This is a genomic window from Nitrospiria bacterium, from assembly GCA_035498035.1.
Taxonomy (GTDB): Bacteria; Nitrospirota; Nitrospiria; order JACQBZ01; family JACQBZ01; genus JACQBZ01.
The window spans coordinates 14,938-33,583 of sequence record DATKAN010000035.1 but is presented as its reverse complement, the minus strand read 5'-3'; the positions used below and the strand labels follow the sequence as shown (position 1 = coordinate 33,583).

At 54.7% G+C, this 18,646-nt stretch carries 15 protein-coding genes and 1 other RNA gene; 15 read left to right on the top strand and 1 reads right to left on the bottom strand.

Annotated elements, in window-relative coordinates:
• Together gyrA and VMN77_07380 are read left to right on the top strand one after the other, a co-directional pair.
• The gene (gene gyrA / locus VMN77_07385) at positions 1-2,499 is read left to right on the top strand and encodes a DNA gyrase subunit A (protein HTN43603.1); all 2,499 of its coding nucleotides are present in this window, start codon (positions 1-3) and stop codon (positions 2,497-2,499) included.
• Entirely contained in the window at positions 2,450-3,331 is an 882-nt protein-coding gene (locus VMN77_07380) for a tetratricopeptide repeat protein (protein HTN43602.1), read from the top strand. Before gyrA ends, VMN77_07380 begins: the two co-directional genes overlap by 50 nt.
• A 15-nt stretch (positions 3,332-3,346) precedes the next feature.
• Here VMN77_07380 and VMN77_07375 read toward each other — a convergent pair whose 3' ends face one another.
• Positions 3,347-3,709, bottom strand: a complete 363-nt coding sequence (locus VMN77_07375) for a DUF721 domain-containing protein (GenBank protein HTN43601.1) — start codon at positions 3,707-3,709, stop codon at positions 3,347-3,349.
• A gap of 344 nt (positions 3,710-4,053) precedes the next feature.
• Here VMN77_07375 and smpB point away from each other — a divergent pair, with 344 nt between their 5' ends.
• The 13 genes from smpB to VMN77_07310 all read left to right on the top strand — a co-directional run bounded on the left by smpB (position 4,054) and on the right by VMN77_07310 (position 18,629).
• Positions 4,054-4,515 (top strand): SsrA-binding protein SmpB, encoded by a 462-nt coding sequence (smpB, locus tag VMN77_07370; GenBank protein ID HTN43600.1) that lies wholly within the window; start codon positions 4,054-4,056, stop codon positions 4,513-4,515.
• Positions 4,516-4,552: 37 nt separating this feature from the next.
• Positions 4,553-4,902: a transfer-messenger RNA gene (gene ssrA, locus VMN77_07365) on the top strand.
• 196 nt (positions 4,903-5,098) lie between these two features.
• The gene (locus VMN77_07360) at positions 5,099-6,424 is read left to right on the top strand and encodes an acyl-CoA dehydrogenase family protein (GenBank protein ID HTN43599.1); all 1,326 of its coding nucleotides are present in this window, start codon (positions 5,099-5,101) and stop codon (positions 6,422-6,424) included.
• A complete protein-coding gene (locus tag VMN77_07355) occupies positions 6,421-9,381 on the top strand; it encodes a PilZ domain-containing protein (GenBank protein ID HTN43598.1) in 2,961 nt (986 codons plus the stop codon). The genes VMN77_07360 and VMN77_07355 overlap by 4 nt, the downstream gene beginning before the upstream one ends.
• Before the next feature lie 413 nt (positions 9,382-9,794).
• Positions 9,795-12,203 (top strand): ATP-binding protein, encoded by a 2,409-nt coding sequence (locus tag VMN77_07350; protein HTN43597.1) that lies wholly within the window; start codon positions 9,795-9,797, stop codon positions 12,201-12,203.
• A complete protein-coding gene (locus tag VMN77_07345; GenBank protein ID HTN43596.1) occupies positions 12,200-13,414 on the top strand; it encodes an ATP-binding protein in 1,215 nt (404 codons plus the stop codon). Before VMN77_07350 ends, VMN77_07345 begins: the two co-directional genes overlap by 4 nt.
• Before the next feature lie 89 nt (positions 13,415-13,503).
• A complete protein-coding gene (gene rpiB / locus VMN77_07340) occupies positions 13,504-13,959 on the top strand; it encodes a ribose 5-phosphate isomerase B (GenBank protein ID HTN43595.1) in 456 nt (151 codons plus the stop codon).
• Between the two features lie 74 nt (positions 13,960-14,033).
• On the top strand, positions 14,034-15,269 hold the full coding sequence (gene glyA / locus VMN77_07335; protein HTN43594.1) for a serine hydroxymethyltransferase: 1,236 nt from the start codon (positions 14,034-14,036) through the stop codon (positions 15,267-15,269).
• Positions 15,270-15,286: 17 nt separating this feature from the next.
• Complete coding sequence (nrdR, locus tag VMN77_07330; protein HTN43593.1) at positions 15,287-15,817, top strand: transcriptional regulator NrdR; 531 nt, start codon at positions 15,287-15,289, stop codon at positions 15,815-15,817.
• Positions 15,818-15,863: 46 nt separating this feature from the next.
• Positions 15,864-16,940 (top strand): sensor histidine kinase, encoded by a 1,077-nt coding sequence (locus VMN77_07325; protein ID HTN43592.1) that lies wholly within the window; start codon positions 15,864-15,866, stop codon positions 16,938-16,940.
• A complete protein-coding gene (locus VMN77_07320; protein HTN43591.1) occupies positions 16,909-17,580 on the top strand; it encodes a response regulator transcription factor in 672 nt (223 codons plus the stop codon). The genes VMN77_07325 and VMN77_07320 overlap by 32 nt, the downstream gene beginning before the upstream one ends.
• A gap of 109 nt (positions 17,581-17,689) precedes the next feature.
• Positions 17,690-17,971, top strand: coding sequence for a hypothetical protein (locus VMN77_07315; GenBank protein ID HTN43590.1), 282 nt, complete (start codon positions 17,690-17,692; stop codon positions 17,969-17,971).
• A 94-nt stretch (positions 17,972-18,065) separates the two neighbouring features.
• Positions 18,066-18,629, top strand: a complete 564-nt coding sequence (locus VMN77_07310; protein ID HTN43589.1) for a ribonuclease H-like domain-containing protein — start codon at positions 18,066-18,068, stop codon at positions 18,627-18,629.
• Positions 18,630-18,646: the final 17 nt, after the last annotated feature.

The following is an 18,646-nucleotide window of genomic DNA, read 5'->3' as shown; positions in this document are numbered from 1 at the left end:
GTGACCCCTGAAACCCGAAAAATTGTGGTGGACATCGAAGACGAGATGAAGACCTCGTACCTCGATTACGCCATGAGCGTGATCGTGGGCCGGGCCCTTCCCGATGTTAGGGACGGCCTGAAGCCAGTTCACCGGCGGATACTGTATGGCATGCACGAGATGGGCCTGCTCCACAATCGGCCCTATCGGAAGTCGGCCAAGGTGACGGGCGAGATTATGGGAAATTTTCACCCGCACGGGGACGCCGCCATCTACGACACCTTGGTCCGAATGGCCCAGGACTTCAACATGCGGTACCCACTGATCGACGGGCAGGGCAATTTCGGCTCAATCGACGGTGACCCCCCGGCGGCCATGCGCTACACCGAGTCGCGGCTGACCCAGCTGGCGGAGGAGATGCTGGGGGACATCGACAAGGACACCGTCGATTTCGTTCCCAACTACGATGAATCCCGCACCGAACCGACCGTCCTTCCCTCCAAGGTCCCCAATCTGCTGATCAACGGATCGTCCGGGATCGCCGTGGGAATGGCCACAAACATTCCCACGCATAATCTCACCGAGGTCATCGATGCCCTGTCCTTGATGATCGAAACCCCCGAGGTCGGCCTAGATAAGGTGATGCGGATCATCAAGGGACCGGACTTCCCAACCGGCGGTTTCATCTGCGGAACGCAGGGGATCAAGGATGCCTATAAAACAGGCCGGGGCATCTTGACGTTGCGGGGGAAGGCAGCGATTGAGGTTCATCCCAAGACTGAAAAAGAGACGATCATCATTACCGAACTGCCGTATCAGGTTAACAAGGCCCGGCTGATCGAAAAAATCGCGGAGTTGGTCCGAGACAGAAAAATCGACGGCATTTCGGATGTCCGAGATGAATCGGACCGGGATGGGATGCGGATTGTCGTGGAGCTGCGCCGAGGGGAGGTGGCCGCCGTCATCCTCAATCAGCTCTACAAGCACACTCAGCTTCAGACGACCTTCGGTGTGATCATGCTCGCCCTGATCGACAATCAGCCGCGGGTTTTGAATCTGGCCGAGATCCTTCAGGCCTTTGTTCGGCATCGCCGGGATGTGGTGGTTCGCCGGACGCAGTACGAACTAAAAAAAGCCGAGGAAAAGGCGCATATCCTGGAAGGATTGAAGATCGCCTTGGATCATCTCGACCGCGTGATCGCGTTGATCCGGCAGGCGGCCTCGCCCGAGGAGGCCCGGACCGGGCTGGTTCAACAGTTCGGACTCTCGCAGGTCCAGGCCCAGGCGATTTTGGACATGAGACTCCAACGGCTGACGCAGCTTGAACGGGAAAAACTGGTAACGGAATACCAAGAAACGATTAAACGGATCGAGTACCTTCGATCGGTGCTGGGCAGCGAGGCGCTGGTTCGAAAGATCATCAAGGATGAATTGATGGAGATCCGCGAGAAATACCAGGATGCCCGGCGGACCGAAATCATGGCCGCGGCAGAGGAGATCGACCTGGAAGATCTGATCGCGGAAGAGGACATGGTGATCACGATCACGAACACCGGCTACATCAAACGTAACCCGGTCGGGATCTACCGAAGCCAGAGGCGCGGGGGGAAGGGAAAGATCGGGATGGGTGTCCGTGAGGAGGATTTTGTTGAGCATCTGTTTGTGGCCTCAACGCACGACTATCTTCTCTTCTTCACGGACGCCGGAAAAGTGTACTGGCAAAAAGTCCATCAGATCCCCGAGGCCGGTCGCGCGACCAAGGGCAAGGCGATCGTCAATCTCCTTCAGTTGGCTCAGGGTGAAAAAATCACCGCGATCCTTCCGGTCGATGAATTCCGGGAAGACCGATATGTCGTCATGGCCACTCGACGTGGAATCATCAAGAAGACACCCCTTCAGGCCTACAGCAATCCGAGAGCCGGCGGGATCATCGCATTGACCCTGGAGGCGGGAGATAAATTGGTCGCGGTGCGGCTGACGGACGGGGCGAAGGAGGTCCTGATCGGCACGAAAAAAGGATTGGTGATCCGCTTTCCGGAAATGCAGGCCCGACCGATGGGGCGCACCGCGGTGGGGGTGAAAGGAATCACTCTGGCCGAGGATAATGAGGTTATCGGGATGGAGGTCTTGGACCAAGAGGAGGGAGTCAGCGTTCTGACCGTGACCGAGCGCGGGTTCGGCAAGCGGACGGACCCGGGGGAGTACCGTTCCCAGGGTCGAGGGGGAAAGGGGATCATCAGCATTCGGACGACGCCCAAGAATGGAAATGCGGTGGCCGTTCTTCAGGTAACGGAGGACGGAGAAATCATGATGATGACGGCCGAAGGGAAAATTATTCGTCTCAAGATCAAGGACATCCGTGAAATCGGGCGCAACACCCAGGGAGTTCGGCTGATCGGTTTGGATCCAAACGATCGCGTCGTGGGGGTCGCCACGCTGGCCGAGAGGGCCGATTCGGAGGACATATCCGATGAACCGGCGTCGCCACAGGGCCAAAAGGGCGATGGCGCGTCGGCCTAAAAAAGGCCCGCATTATTGGCTCGGCCTCGGCGTGGTTATCCTGGCCGTGGTGATGGGATGTGAGCGGGCACCCAAGGCGATTCTCGCTACGGCCGAAGCCCGATGGAAAGCGGGGGACTACCTCGGCGCCGTCCAGGCGTATGAGCGCCTGGTTGATGATTACCCCAAGAGCGTTTTCGTCGACGATGCCTACTACGCCATCGGCACGCTCGAATACCTCTACCTCAACGATTATTCGAAAGCCGTCGAAGCCTTTCACAAAGTCGTCATGGAGCATCCCAACAGCCCTCTCGTCTTGCAAGCCGAGGGGGCGTTGGCCGAAATTTACCAAAAAAAATACCACGATTCCCGCCGGACCATTGCAGAGTACCAAAGGTTATTGGAGCGAACCAAGGACCGGGGCATCGCCGAAGAGGTGCAGTATCGTATCGGCGAGGTCTATTTTGATGAGGGCGATTATGATCAGGCGCGGAACGAATGGGACCAGCTTCTCAAGCAATCCCCCAGGAGCGCTTGGGCGGACAATGCGCTTTATCGGACCGGAAGCAGTTATTTCCTTCAAGGGCGATACAGCGAGGCCCTGGCCACTTATCAAGAAACGGCTAAGCGTTATCCGCTGAGCGATGTAAAGGTAGAAGTCCGTTTCTGGATGGCCAATTGCCTGGAAGAGCTCGATCGATTGGACGAAGCGTTACGTGAATATCGATCGCTGGCCAACAGCTATCCGAACCCGAAGGTGATCGAGGTCAAGATCCATAGCATCGAAAGCCGATTGAAAACACCGACGGGAAAAGAGACAAGCACAACCCGACAGCCCGTGGACACGGAATAAAGGGCGGCCGCGACTCTATTTTTTCGGACGGGTTTCCATCGTGGTATCGGGTGCGGTCGAGCTGGGCGGACCCAGTTGTAGAATGATCTCCTGAACACGGAAGCCGGCCTGGAACCGATGCAGTGCGGCATTCACCTTATCGATCAAGGTCGGTTTCAAAAAGGTCAACTCTTGCATCCAAGCTGGGCTGTCCACGGACAGATAGAGCTTGTGAAAGCGGATCCTGTCGGGCAGGGCATGTCCCGCGATCTGATTGCCAACAATTTCGGCCCAATGTTCCCGGAGACGGTACTCTGCCAGCGGCCCGGAAAGTCCATACTGAGCGATGAGACCTTGAAGAACCTGGCTTGCGGCAGTGAGTGACTGTGGTTTTGGCATGAATGTAAATCGACCTGTTCTGGACCGCATCTTACTCTATATCCCGCGGCGAATCAACTTAAAGGAAACCGAATGAGATGACCGAGCCCGCCTCCTTTTTTTGTAAGGGATAAAGGCAGGTCCAGCGAATGTTAGCCGGTCGTCCATAATAGTAAGAGCCAATTTGTATGGTTCCCCATGCTTATCCAACCGATTGATATTAAATAATAATATATTATTATTGCGCGTTCGAGTTGCCGGATTTTGACAAAAATCATTAGGTGATCAATGGATTGCAAAATTTTTTTTTCTGTGATATAACATTAGCCGGCGATGTCTAACCCCCGGGTTCACAACGTGGTGTCATGGCAAATGATTCGGTGGCGGCCACCAATTCGAAAGCCTTTCATGATTACCATGTTGAGGAGAAATATGAAGCCGGGATTGTATTGGTCGGGACCGAGGTTAAGGCATTGAGAGAAGGCCGGGCGAATCTTCGAGACAGCTTTGCCCGAATCGAGAATAACGAGGTCTTTTTACACCATTGTCATATCGGTCCCTACAGTCATGGAAACATTGCGAATCAGGACCCGTTAAGAGTTCGAAAACTGCTGTTGAACCGAAACGAAATCAGCAAACTGATCGGCAAAACCCAGCAACACGGCTACACGCTGATTCCGCTGAAGATTTATTTCAAGAAGGGCCGTGCCAAAGTTGAGTTGGCCTTGGCGATCGGGAAAAAGACGGCGGATAAACGGGAAACGCTACGGCGCAAGATCGCGGAACGGGAGATTCAAAAGGCCTTCAAACAAAAACAACGGTCATGATATCAACGATCTCTTAACACGAACATATGAAAAGGAGGGGGGCGACCGGATTCGACGGGGATCAAGAGGTTTCGGGCGGCATGCCGAGGTCCCACAGGGGCTCGTTAAACACCTGTGGAAACAAGCAACTGCCAATTCAGAATTGGCCCTCGCTGCTTAATAGCGGCGCATCCAGCTAATTGTCGTCTGTGCGATTAGACCGGATGTCACGATAGCAGACTGGTTCCGCGGGTCGTCCAGGCCCGCGGAGCGAGACAAACTGGACTAGCGGCTCTTCGGGTTTGTTGCTGTACCCGAAGAGCGGCGAATCGAAAACAGCCACTATGCATGTAGTCACCTGGGGCTGAAGTTCTTCGGACGCGGGTTCAACTCCCGCCGCCTCCACCAGTTTCTTTTTAATATTTTTTATTCCTTCTTTTTTGCCTAATGCCCTGAAGAGGATCGGATCGCCGCCTCACGCAGAGGTTGTGGCGCCATCCCAGATCGTTCCATCCCAGCGCATAGTCGGCTGAAAGACACTTCGCGCTCGACATGCTATGACAATCCGGAAAAAAAGCACGTCTGCATTTCATGGGAGACGATAATGATCACTTTGGCATTCTATGAACGCCGGAACGGAAGTGTGGAGATCCCATTCCGGGAACGTCGAATCGCTTCCCGGCGGATGCGGTCGGGAGCGTATTCCCCTGAACGGAGGCGACTGATCTCGCCAGAGCGATTTCAGGGGCGGAAGACTTCCGAAACCACGGCGCCGATTCGAATAAATTTTGAACTTACACCCGACCAGAAGGCCTTGCGGGACAGCGTCAGGGCATTTACCCAAAGGGAAATTGTCCCCGTGGCCGCTTATTATGACCGAACAGGGGAATTCCCATGGGAGGTGGTCCGTAAGGCGTTTGATCTGGGCCTTTTCACGAACTACATTCCCAAGAAATACGGCGGCGGAGGGTTGGGTGTTTTTGAAACAGCCATCGCGACGGAAGAAATCGCTGCCGGATGCATGGCGATGGGAACATCGATCATGATCAATGTTCTTGGAACCGCTCCCTTGTTGTTGGCCGGAACCGAAGAGCAGAAAGGGAGAATTTTGATCCCCTACTGCCGTCAACTAACATTGGTCTCCTTCTGCTTCACGGAACCGGATGCGGGCTCTGACCCCAGCCGGATCTCGACCCATGCCGATTTCAAAGGGGATCATTACATTCTCAACGGTTCGAAATGCTTTATCACAAACGGCGGGGTGGCCGATTATTATGTCGTGTTCGCCACGTTGGATAAAAACAAGGGTACAAAGGGACTGACGGCTTTCCTAACGCCATCCGATTCCGAGGGGATCAAGACCGGCAAGATCCTGAATAAGATGGGGCAACGGGCATCGAACACCGCCGAGATATTTTTTGAGGATGTCAAGATCCCCATCGAAAATCGGATCGGGGCTGAAGGCGAAGGATACAAGATTGCGTTGCAGTCCATATCGAAATCGCGAATCAATGTTGCCGCTGGATCGGTGGGGATCGCAAGGACCGCGATGGAGCATGCCTTGCGGCATGCGCAGAAACGGGTCCAGTTTAATCAATCGCTCGCGAACTTTCAGTATGTTCAGTTCAGACTGGCCGACATGGCCACCCAGATAGAGGCCGCCCGCTTCCTGGCTTGGCGGGCAGCCTGGGCCCACGATCAAGGTTATCGTTATGGTAAGGAATCCTCCATGGCGAAGGATTTTAACGGAGACGTTGTGATGAAAGTGACAAGCGAGGCGCTGGATCTCCTGGGAGGGTACGGTTATTCCAAGGATTACCCGATGGAAAAGTTGATGAGAGACGCCAAGCTCATGCAGATATACGAAGGTCCATCGCCGATCCATAAGACCATCATCTATCGAGAGCTGGCAAAAGAATATGGATTTTGAATCATAATCCGTTTCATGGCCAACACGAAATGATAAACCAGCCCCAGCCGGAAGCTACCAAGAGGTTTCCAAAAAGCGACTATCGAGAATACTTTCGAAAAAACTGTTACCTTCCCATCATTGAACATGAACAACAGACTGAACCATTCGGCAACGTCCTCAATCTGAGTACATCGGGTTTATTTGTAGTAACCAGGGGGTCCAAGGAGCAAACCGATCCTTTAAAGGCAAAGTTTTTTGTCCCGAATGTTCCGGATCCGATCAATTTTCTGGGTGAAGTCGTTTATGTTAAAGATGAAGGGAACGGTCGGTTCCGTGGGATGGGGGTGCGGTTTTTAGAACTTCACACTGACCAAAAGAAAACCCTTAGGAGCTATGTCTTAAATCACGGTTTTAACGAGACGCTCAGTGACTTTCAAAAAAAGTCGAATTCCTCCGTACAAAATCTAAAGCCATTTTGTGATCTTGATGCCATCGCTATGATTTTCCGCGCGGCTTCCCAACGGCAGGCGCCGATTCAGATTTTTTGGTCCGGTCATTTCATGATGGTGATGGCGCGGCTTCAGGAGGTCGGAAAATACCACCTGTCATTAAAACTTCCGGATAACTCCACTCAGGGGGGGATTGGCAGATACGATCATCTCTATTTGGGGATGACGCATCAAGATATGTCGTACTTTTTCGAGGCGACCGTCAAATATACAGGGAACGATTCATTAACCATTACAAAACCGGACGTGATCTATTTTGAGGAGCGACGGGTCGAAACGCGCTATTATAGCGAATCAAACGGGAAAAACGATCGTGACAACGTTGAATTACGTTTAGGCGAAGCGGGAAATGAATGCTTGACCCATCAAATCGTTGAATTTAACTCTTCGGGGTTGTCCTTTCATGTTCCGCTCTACGGCGGTTATTTCTCACCGGGCGAAATCATCCAACAGATTAATATTATTAAGGGACAGGAAATCCAGCGACGGGAAAACGCCAAGGTGGTTCACGTCACCCCTATTAGTGAAAATCGGGTAAAAGTTGGGCTTAAATTCCATGTGGATCGCCAGCCGTTTGAACTTAAGCGGGCCGATGCCGATATTAACGATCATAATAGGGCCCCTTTTATATCACAAATTACCCAAACCGCCAAAATCGTCCTTGAAGCGGGCGAAAATGTTTTAAAGAGGGTCCTGGGTATTCACCCGCGAATCCAATTGGCGAGGTATTATAATAAAAAAGGCGAGGAAATCGTTGCCGTCGTCAACACCACGTTTGACATAAAAAAAACAGACCGGAAGGTCAGTGCTCCCGTGGTTATCATTCCACCCGCATTTGCAAGGAGGAAGGAAACCACAGGACTTTTGGCCATGACGATCGTTGAGACTTTTAAAAAATATAAACAGGATGTGGTCGTGATTCGGTTCGATGGAATAAGATGCCTAGGGGAAAGTTACAACGACAAGGAGTGTAGGACCAATGGAAAGGAGATGGTTCATTATACCTTGACACAGTTAGCCGATGACATCGGAACGACTGTGGAATATGCAAAAAAGAACCGCGCATTTTTTTCTTCCGGTATTGTTATAATTTCCTTTAGCATGGCATCGGTTGCTGCCCGAAAAGCAGTTTTATCAGATAAAGGGAAGGACATTCGCTGCTGGATCAGCTGCATGGGGGCATCCGATCCTGATGATCTAATGAAGAATTCAACAGGGGGTATCGATTATTTGACAAGGTTTAGGCAAGGGGAGAAACTGTCTGTAAAACAGGTGTTGGGTCACATGGTGAACCTTGACAATTATTGCCGTGATATTGAATTGAATAATATGGCCGATCTGGAAGATGCCCGAAGAGACATGGCAAAATTAGAAATACCGATTACATGGATTTATGGAAAGTTTGACTATTGGATCAACAAGAATAGAATTTATGACATCATGAGCATTAAATCGAGAGGCTTGCGGCAAGTTTATGAAGTTCCTTGGGGTCATATTGTAAGGACAAGCGATGAAGCGATTGAGGTGTTCAAGCTGATCACGAAGTGCGTTTGGAAACAGCTTTACCATTCTGATGTTGTTCCGAGGATTCCGTCATCAGTTCAGAGAGGAGTGCAGGAAAAGGCAGAATGGTCGCGAGTCCGACAAAAAGACATCGACTTTATGGATTACTGGCGCACTTATTTGCTTGGGCAAGAAAAAGAAGAACTGGGTTTTGACCTGATATCCTTGACTGACGAGTATATCGAACTGATGGAAAAACAGGTGGAGTTGCTCCAGATAAGGGACACCGATTTGGTCATCGATCTAGGGGGAGGAACCGGCAATTTTATACAGTGCTATCTGGAGAAGGGTCCAATCTCAGGACCGTCGGTCGATCCCCGCCGCAGTGCAAAGATAATCATGGTTGACTTCGTGAAAGAGGCCTTGCTGAAAGCCAGGCAGAAGCATAAAGAAAGCATCGGAGCCGCTGGGCGGTCTCTCTCCGATCTCGGCTACATAACGGCGGATCTCGATTCTGTCGGCAGGCCGCTGAAGTTGCCATTTAGAGATCATAGTATTGATAAGATTCTGGCGAGTCTGTTTATATCGTACATTAAAACTCCTAAAATAACACTCCGGGAATGCTTCAGAATCTTAAAACCTGGAGGCAAGATTGTTTTATCTTCGTTAAAACCGGATACAGATATGTCAAAGCCCATACATGCCTTAATCGAGAAAATTAAGACCCAAGATGATCTGCCGCATTTTAAAGATAAAAATAAAGAGGAGTTATTGATAGCCGTGCAGCATTACATAAATTCCGCTGCCTATTTAACCGACCTTGAGGAAGAAAAGACGTTCAAGTTCTACAATGCAGAGGAATTAAGCGGACTGCTAAAAGACTCCGGGTTCACACATATTCAAATGTTCGAGACCTTCGGTAATCCGCGCCAGGGATTAATTGCCATTGGGTATAAGGCTTAAGGGTGTACGGACAAGATAGTATGATTGAAAGTGATACGAAAAAAATCAGGAAAGAATTCGAGCAAGAAACCCGCTCTCTAAGTATTACACGAATAAAGATTATTTGCTCTTTGGCTGTCCCCTTTTTCCCTGCGTTTAGTGTCTTAGACTATTTCGTTGCCCCAGATCACTTCCGCTTTTTCCTGATGTTGAGAATCATCAGTGCATCCGTCAATCTCGTCGTGCTCATTTTGTGCTTTACAAAGTCGCCGGAGAATTACACCTATTATTTAGGCGCCCTTAGCATATTGCCCATGAGTTTTTTTATTTCGACGATGACTCAATACACAGGGGGCCACACCAGTACTTATTATGCCGGCCTGAACCTCATGTTTCTTGCCTTCAGTCTGCTTATGCCATGGAGCTTGGGGCGAATGGCTGGAGTGTATTTGGCCATCGATCTTTCCTACATTGTTCCCATCGTATTATTTGAGAAAATTACGTCGTGGCCGCTATTTCTGAACAACCTCTTCTTTCTTAACATGACGATGATCATTGCGGCCACTGCAACATTCTTCTCTTACAAAATGAGATATCGAGAGTTCAAAGCCCGATTTGAGCTGAAAAACACCAACGTGAATTTAGAAGAAACGAAGAACAATTTGGAGAAGGCATACGAAAAACTCAAAGAGCTGGACGCGATCAAGACGCAATTTTTTGCCAACGTCTCGCACGAGCTGCGGACGCCGTTGACCCTTGTTCTGGCGCCGCTGGAGTCGCTTCTCAAGGGGGAGCTGGGGAACGTCTCCAAGACGCAGCAGGGCCACATCCAGATCATGCACCAAAACGCCCTCCGGCTGCTCAAGATGATCAACAACCTGTTGGATCTTGCAAAGATCGACGCCGGCAAAATGACGCTTAACCTCGAGCCGGTCAATTTGGCCCATTTTGTCAAGGGAATCGTGGTTTCGGTAACGCCGATGGCCGAGAAAAAGCAGATTCGACTTTCGTACGTTGACGGTGAACGACTGCCGAAGGTGGTCTGCGACCGCGAAAAGGTCGAACGGGCGCTCCTAAACCTGATCTTCAACTCGATTAAATTTACAGAGCCCGGGGGCGCGGTGACCGTGCGTTGCGGAATGGCTCATTCGGACGAAGGTAAGGGCTCGGCGAACGGTGTCCAGATTTCCGTGGCCGACACGGGTATTGGAATTCCAAAAGAGTATAAGGAGAAGATTTTCGAGCGGTTTTCCCAGGTGGATGCCTCGGCCAGCCGCAAATATGAGGGAACCGGGATCGGACTCGCCCTGGCCAAAGAACTGGTGGAACTCCACCGCGGGCGGATTTGGGCCGACAGCGAGCCGGGCCAGGGTACCGTGATGACCTTCACGCTTCCGACGGACCTCGAGCTGCCGGTGACGAACACCGCCTCCGAGGACCGGCGTACCTCACCGCGTCGGGCGCGGGACCGGCGGGAAACTGAACGCCGTTTGACGGAGGATTGGACGCGGTCCCTGCGCTTGGCCGCGGAGTACTCCGCCAGCGATATCCTGAAAGAACCCGTGCCGATTCAGGCCCCCCTCCCATTTCCGTCGGGCCCGATCGAACAAACGGTCCTGCTGATCGAAGACAACGCGGACATGCGAAGCTTCATCGCCTTCCAGCTCCAGGACGAATTCAAGCTCCTACAGGCTCGGGATGGGATCGAGGGCGTTGGACTGGCGACCCGCCACCTCCCGGACATCATCATCTCCGATGTCATGATGCCGGGCAAGGACGGCTACCAGGTCTGCCGGGAAATTAAAAGCGATCCCCATACGAAGCATATCCCGGTGATCCTGCTCACCGCCAAGGCCGAGCTCTCCGAAAAGATATCAGGCCTGGAATTCGGCGCGGATGATTATCTCACCAAACCGTTCAATGCCCAGGAGCTCAAGGCGAAAATTCGGTCCCTGGTTCAGCTTCGTCGTTTGGAGCGCGAAATTCAAAATCGGAGCGAAGAGCTGGAGCGGACGCTGAAGATGCTTCAAGAAACCCAGACCCAGTTGGTTCATTCCGAGAAGATGGCGGCCCTGGGATTGCTCGTCGCCGGTATTGCGCACGAGGTGAACAACCCCGTGAGTTTTGCCAAGGGCAGCCTCTCCAATCTCCGACGCTACCTGGGGCAGGTTCGCGAGGCGCTGGAAAAACAGCCGGAGACGCGGCAGGTGCTCGCCCAATTCAATAAACTCCTTCAGGATATCGAGCAATCACTCAACATTGTCAAGTCTGGGCTGGAACGCACCGAGGGAATCGTGACGGACCTGAAGACCTTTGCCCGTAAAGACGAGCAGTACACAAAACGGGTCGACATTCAAGAGGGGTTGGAGGCCACGTTGAAGCTGATCCAGCACGAAATGACGGGCCGGATCACCGTTCACCGGGACTTAGGCATCCAAGAGGCAGTGGAGATCATTCCCGGGCAGATCAATCAGGTTTTCATGAATCTTCTTCAAAACGCGATCCAGGCGATTCCGGAGAAGGGCGACATCTGGATACGGACCTGGGAGGAAGGCGACCGGGTTCATATCGCGGTTCGCGACAGCGGAAAGGGTATCCAAAAGGAGCATCTTGGGCGGATTTTTGAGCCGTTTTTTACCACAAAGGAGGTCGGCCAGGGAACCGGCCTGGGTCTTTCGGTCAGTTACAGGATCATCGAGAATCACGGGGGGAAGATCACGGTCAGCAGCGAAGAAGAGAAGGGGGCCGAGTTTGTTATCACGCTGCCGAAACGTCAATTGCCGGACCGAGCGGAAACGGCCAAGCCCGGCGCCCCCATGGCCGTTAAAGGGAACAGCCGATGAAACCGTTGTTGAGTCAGGAAGAATACCGGCGTTATCCCGTACTCTATGTCGATGACGAGCCGCTGGCGCTGGAAACTTTCCGCCTCCAGTTCAAAGAGGATTTTACCCTACACACGGCCCAGAACGGCGAAGAGGCCATGCGCATCCTGCGAGAGAATGAAATCGCGGTCATCTTGACGGATCAGCGGATGCCGCGGTTGAGCGGGGTGGAACTGTTGAAGCAGGTGAAGGTGCATCATCCGGACACCGTGCGCATGCTGATGACGGCTTATTCCGACATGGATGTCGTGATCGAGGCCATCAATGAAGGAAACGTTTACCGATACCTGGCCAAGCCGTACAACGAAGACGATCTGCGGAACGTCATCCGCCAGGGGATCGAGACCTTCTACCTGATTCGGGAACGGGAGCGTCTTGAGGCCGAAAAGATCGAAACCGCAAAACGCATGGCCCGCGCCAACCGGCTGTCCGCCGTCGGCACCCTGGCGGCCGGCATGGCCCACGAGATCAACAACCCGTTGACGGCGGTGAGCGCTTTCCTCCAGATGCTCCCGCAAAAGTATAAAGAGAAGTCCAAGGACAAGGAATATTGGGACCAGTTCTACCGAAGGGTGTGCGAGGAGTTGGATCGCATTCACCACCTCATCACGCGGATGCTCCGGTATTCCCGCTTCACGGGGCAGGACGAGTACCATTTCCAGGAAACCCACCTCAACGAGCTCTTGGATGACATGGTCGCACTTTTGGTTCCGGAAGCCAAAAAAAAGTTGAATGTATTGAAGAAAGATTTTGATCCCGATCTTCCGACCGCCTGGTTGGACCAGGAACGAATGAAACAGGTCTTCATGAACCTGCTTTTGAACGCGATTCAGGCCACGGACCGGGGGACGGTCACGGTCCGCAGTCGACGAGCCGCCCACGGAAACAACGGGATGGCGCTGGAGGTGGCCGTCATCGACACGGGGTCCGGAATTGAGGAAGAACACCTCTCGAAACTCTTTGACCCCTTTTTCACGACCAAGCATCACGAGGGCAGCGGTCTGGGTCTGTTGACCTGCCATCAGATCATCGAGGCCCACCGTGGCTACATCGATGTTCAGTCCCTGCCGGGAAAAGGGGCCGCCTTTACCGTGGTCATTCCCACCAATCCCCAAGAGCATGACCGCCGACTCGGCGAGCGGCGAAAAGAGCCGGACGGGGTCTCAACCTAAGCCCGTCTCCGTCGCTCCTTGCCTTGACAGAAACCCACCGGTAGGCTATGATGAAACTCCCTTGATCAAGGGGTTCTTCAATGAGTGAAATGACCGACATTGCCATCGCCAGCGATCATGCAGGCGTTGACTTGAAAGGCAAGATCCTCCATTTTCTTCAGGACCAAGGCCTGGGGGTTACCGATATGGGGACGCATAACCATGACTCGGTCGACTACCCCGACTATGGAGTTCCCGTGGCGCAGGCCGTTTCGGAAGGGCGGGTCCGGCGGGGTATCCTGATCTGCGGAACCGGAATCGGCATGTCGATCGTGGCCAACAAGTTTCCCGGGGTGCGGGCGGCCCTGTGTTTCGACCCGTTTACGGCGAAAGTCAGCCGGCTGCACAACGATGCCAACATTCTTGTTTTGGGACAACGCGTGTTGGAGGAGAAGACGGCGCTGGAGATCGTTCGCTTGTGGCTGACGACCGGCTTTGACGGCGGACGACATGCCCGGCGATTGGCCAAGATCGAAGAAATCGAAAAGAAGGGCGTTCGAGATTAAAGGAAAGTTAATTCCCGGGCGAGCAAGGCGAGCGAGTGGGGAATGCGCAAGCCCGAATGATGAGGTGAACGGCCGTGTCTGTGTTGAAGAAAACTGATCCCGATATCTACGACGCGATTGAGGGAGAGAAAAAGCGGGAACGGGAACAGATCATCCTGATCGCGTCCGAGAATTATGCCAGTAAAGCGGTGTTGGAGGCTCAGGGAAGTCTTCTGACGAACAAATATGCCGAGGGCCTTCCCGGAAAACGATACTACGGCGGGTGCGAGTTTGTGGATGTGGCCGAGTCGCTGGCGATCGCCCGCGCGAAGGCGCTGTTCGGCGTCGACCACGTCAACGTTCAGCCCCATTCGGGTACCCAGGCCAACATGGCGGTCTACCTGGCCGTGCTCAAACCGGGCGAGGTGATCCTCTCGATGAGCCTGGCCCACGGCGGCCATCTTTCGCACGGGCATCCGGTGAACTTTTCAGGCAGCCTCTATCGCCCCGTCTTCTACGGGGTGCGCCGGGAGACCGGCCGGATCGATTACGACGAAGTCGCCCGCCTGGCCGATGAGCACCGACCGCGGATCATCGTAACCGGGGCCAGCGCCTATCCCCGCGTCTTTGACTTCAAGCGCCTGCGGGAAATCGCGGATCGAAGCGGCGCCCTCCTGATGGCCGACATCGCCCACATCGCGGGTTTGGTGGCGGCGGGCGTGCATCCCAGCCCGGTTCCGTACGCGGAATTTGTCACGACGACCACCCAGAAGACTCTTCGGGGGCCGCGGGGCGGCATGGTGATGTGCAAGACCGAATACGCGAAGGCGATCGACAAAGCCGTTTTTCCCGGTCTCCAGGGGGGGCCGCTGATGCATGTCATCGCGGCCAAGGCCGTGGCCTTTAAAGAAGCGCTGGCGCCGGAGTTCAAGGTATATCAGCGGCAGATCGTGGCCAACGCGCAGGCGCTGGCCGAGGGCCTGCTCCGGCGCGGGTTCCGACTTATCTCGGGCGGCACGGACAACCATCTGATGTTGGCGGATCTTTCCAATCGCAACGTGACCGGGAAAGAGGCCGAGGCGGCGCTGGATCGGGCCGGGATCACGGTCAATAAGAACGCGATCCCCTTCGATGAAAAACCTCCGGCGGTGGCCAGCGGGGTCCGTCTGGGGACCCCCTGCGTCACGACCCGCGGAATGAAAGAGCCCGAAATGGAGATCATCGCGGAGGCGATCGATCGGGTGACGGCCCATCCGAACGACGAGGCCGTCATCCGGGAGACTCGAAAACGGATGAAGGCGCTTTGTAAAAAATTCCCGCTCAAGGGATGAGCCCGGTTCATTAGACGATGCAGTGTCCCCATTGTGAATCGCTCGACAACAAGGTGGTCGATTCCCGGCTGAGCCAGGAAGGCGCCGTCATACGGCGCCGGCGGGAATGCCTCAAGTGCGATCGCCGCTTCACGACGTATGAGCGCGTGGAGGAGATGTCGCCGATGGTGATCAAGAAGGACGGCCGCCGGGAGCATCTCGACCGCCAAAAGATACTCGCCGGCCTGAAAAAGGCCTGCGAGAAGCGACCGATCAGCATGGATACGCTGGACGCCGTGGCCACGCGCATCGAAAAGAAGTTGCAGGAAAACGGGGAGACCGAAATATCCAGCCGGTCGATCGGCGAGGCGGTGATGGCTGAACTTTATCGTCTGGACCAGGTGGCCTATGTGCGTTTTGCCTCGGTCTACCGGGAGTTTAAGGATTTAAACCAGTTTATGTCCGAACTGAAAGGCCTCCTGGACCGGGATCCGAACAACGCGGGCGATCGCCCCGCCCGCCCCCTGACGGTCAAGGAGGGCGGCACCTCCACCAAGGCGTCGGCCTAGCGCCGTCCGACGATTGCGGCCGCCGGCGCGCTCATCCTCGGCTCCCATGAACAAAACCCATGTCGCCATTATCGGAGCCGGACGAGGCGGAACCTCCCTCATCGAGATCTTCCATCCCGACCCCTTGGTCAAGATCATCGGGGTGGCGGACCGAAGGCCCCGCGCGCCCGGGATACGGCTCGCCAAGCGCCTCTCGATTCCAACGACGAGAGACTACCAGCGGCTGCTCCGCCTTAAAAAGGTGGATCTCCTCATCGATGTGACGGGCAATCCGAAGGTGGAGCGGAGCCTCCGGAAACTCCCGCGAACAGACGTGGCCGTGATCGGCGGGCCCACCGCCAAGTTCATGTGGCAGTTGATCGAGGCCCGCATCAAGGACAAGGAGGAGATCGAGAAACACCTTCGGGAATACCAGGCGCTTTATGGATTGTACCTGCGAGAGATCCAGCATGCCATCGCGGAGGAGCGGACGCGAATCGCGCTGGACATCCACGACGGACTGGTCCAGACGCTGGTGGGGCTCAATTACAAGCTGGATCTCTGCAGCGAGCTCATGGAGAAGGATCCCGCGCAGTGCCGGGTTTTGATCCTGGACACGAGAGCCCTTTTGAGGGCCGCCATCGAAGAGGCCCGTCAGGTGGTCTTCAATCTCCGGCCCTTGCATTTCGACCGAATGGAGCTTCTTCCAGCCATCCGAAATTATCTGAAGACGTATTCTAAACAGTATCAGATCGGGACCGATTTCAAGGTCCGGGGTGACGAACACCGCATCCCGCCCCGGGTCAAGATGTTCCTGTTTCGGATAATTCAAGAGGCCCTGTCGAACGTCCAGCGGCATGCGAAGGCGACGCGGATCGGGGTGGATTTGACCATCGGCGCATCGGACCTCCGGACGACGCTCTCGGACAACGGACGGGGATTCGACCTCGAGGCGGTATCGTCGCATCCGGAAAAATGGGCCTCGTTCGGACTGAAGGGAATCATGGAGCGCGCCCGGCTTTTGGGCGGGACGGCCGTCATCGATACCAAACCCGGGCAGGGGACCAAGATCGTTCTTCGGGTTCCGCTCGAGGGAAAGGAGCAACTCCTTCGTGAACAAGATCAGAGTGCTGATCGCCGATGATCATCAGGTGGTCCGGGAAGGCCTCTCGGCCATCTTGAAGACCAAGGAAGACATTGAGGTGGTGGGGGTCGCCAAAGACGGCGTGGAGGCGGTCGAGAAGGCCCGGCAGCTGCTTCCCGACGTGGTTTTGATGGACATCAGCATGCCCCGGATGAACGGCGTGGAGGCCACCCGCGAGATCAAACGGGAAAACCCCCACATCGGCGTCGTGGTCCTGACGATGTATGCCGAGGAGGAGTATATCTTCGATCTCGTCAAGGCGGGGGCGACCGGCTACCTGCTCAAAGACGCCGATTCCGGCCAGATCGTCAAGGCCATCCGGGCCATCGCCGAGGGGGAGTCGTTGATCCATCCGTCGGTGGCGAGCAAGATCCTGAATGAATTTTCGCTCCTGGCCGAGGGCAAGGGGCGAAGGCCGGGACGCCTCGAGCACGGCCTGACCGATCGGGAGATCACGGTTCTCAAGCTGGTGGCCGAGGGAAAGACGAACAAGGAAATCGCCAACGTCCTCGAGTTGAGCGAGAAGACGGTCAAAAACCATGTCCGGAACATCTTCCATAAGCTTCACGTCTACGACCGCACCCAGGCCGCCATTCACGCCATCCGAAAGGGCCTGATCGAGCTCGATCCCAAAATGTAATCATAGGCCATATTGTCCGAAAAGGACGGGAAAGCTCGCCGCTTGCTACGCACGCGGATCCTTTGGTATGATGGACCTATCCCGAACCATTTGACAGGAGTAAACGCTTATGAGAATCCGATCCCGGTTTTTCGCGACCGCCGTGTCCTTGCTTATTGTCTCGGCTGTTTTTGTGGTCCTCATCTTCGAAACGCCGGCCCAGAGCGCCGATATCCCGTATTCCGGACAGGTGGTCAAGGTCGACGCCGCGGGGCACAACGTGATCGTGAAAAATCCCGAGACGGGAGGCCGCATCAAGTTTGTCGTGACGGACGGCACCGCAATCACTTCCGGCGCTGAAAAGAAAGGCCTCGGGGATATCAAGTCCGGCGAGTCGGTTGAGATTCAATAGGCCATGGAGGGCGGAAAGTACATGGCGCATAAAATCATGCTGAAGCCTTCCGGAGGTAAGTAAAGAGCGGTTCCCGACGGTGAAAGGAGCCATAATGGGCGATGTGATCGTGCTGGACCTGGAGACGCAGAAGAGCTTCGACGAGGTCGGGGGGAGGGAAAACCTTCACCTGCTGCGGGTATCCGTGGTGGGGATCTACTCCTACGACCAGGACCTCTTCCGGACGTTCACCGAATGGGACACCCCGTCCCTTCGCGGGATCCTGGAGGATGCGGGCCTGATCGTCGGGTTCAACCTCAAGCGGTTCGACTACCCGGTGCTCGAGCCCTATCTCAAACGGAGCCTCAAGAATCTTCCGACGCTGGATATCATGGAAGAGGTCGAGCGCTTCCTCGGCCACCGGCTGAGTCTCGACACCCTGGTCAAGGCGACGCTCGGCGAGGGCAAGACGGGACACGGGCTGGACGCGATTCGCTTTTTCCGGGAAGGCGATATGGAGAAGCTCAAGAGCTACTGCCTTTCGGATGTGCGGCTGACCCGGGACCTCTACGAGTACGGAAAGCGCCACGGGCTTCTGCGATACCAGAAGAACGGCGGGTATTACAGCATCCCCGTGAACTGGGGCAAAGCGGCGGCGGTGCCGAGCGCTCCGAAGTAGCGAGGGGCGCGCGGGCC

Excerpts from the sequence above, each read along its gene's own strand:
- VMN77_07380 (HTN43602.1), top strand. The coding sequence starts at position 2,450 with ATGAACCGGCGTCGCCACAGGGCCAAAAGGGCGATGGCGCGTCGGCCT.
- VMN77_07360 (HTN43599.1), top strand. The coding sequence starts at position 5,099 with ATGATCACTTTGGCATTCTATGAACGCCGGAACGGAAGTGTGGAGATC.
- rpiB (HTN43595.1), top strand. The coding sequence starts at position 13,504 with ATGACCGACATTGCCATCGCCAGCGATCATGCAGGCGTTGACTTGAAA.
- VMN77_07345 (HTN43596.1), top strand. The coding sequence starts at position 12,200 with ATGAAACCGTTGTTGAGTCAGGAAGAATACCGGCGTTATCCCGTACTC.
- VMN77_07310 (HTN43589.1), top strand. The coding sequence starts at position 18,066 with ATGGGCGATGTGATCGTGCTGGACCTGGAGACGCAGAAGAGCTTCGAC.
- VMN77_07375 (HTN43601.1), bottom strand. The coding sequence starts at position 3,709 with ATGCCAAAACCACAGTCACTCACTGCCGCAAGCCAGGTTCTTCAAGGT.
- smpB (HTN43600.1), top strand. The coding sequence starts at position 4,054 with ATGGCAAATGATTCGGTGGCGGCCACCAATTCGAAAGCCTTTCATGAT.
- VMN77_07315 (HTN43590.1), top strand. The coding sequence starts at position 17,690 with ATGAGAATCCGATCCCGGTTTTTCGCGACCGCCGTGTCCTTGCTTATT.
- nrdR (HTN43593.1), top strand. The coding sequence starts at position 15,287 with ATGCAGTGTCCCCATTGTGAATCGCTCGACAACAAGGTGGTCGATTCC.
- VMN77_07325 (HTN43592.1), top strand. The coding sequence starts at position 15,864 with ATGAACAAAACCCATGTCGCCATTATCGGAGCCGGACGAGGCGGAACC.
- VMN77_07350 (HTN43597.1), top strand. The coding sequence starts at position 9,795 with ATGGCTGGAGTGTATTTGGCCATCGATCTTTCCTACATTGTTCCCATC.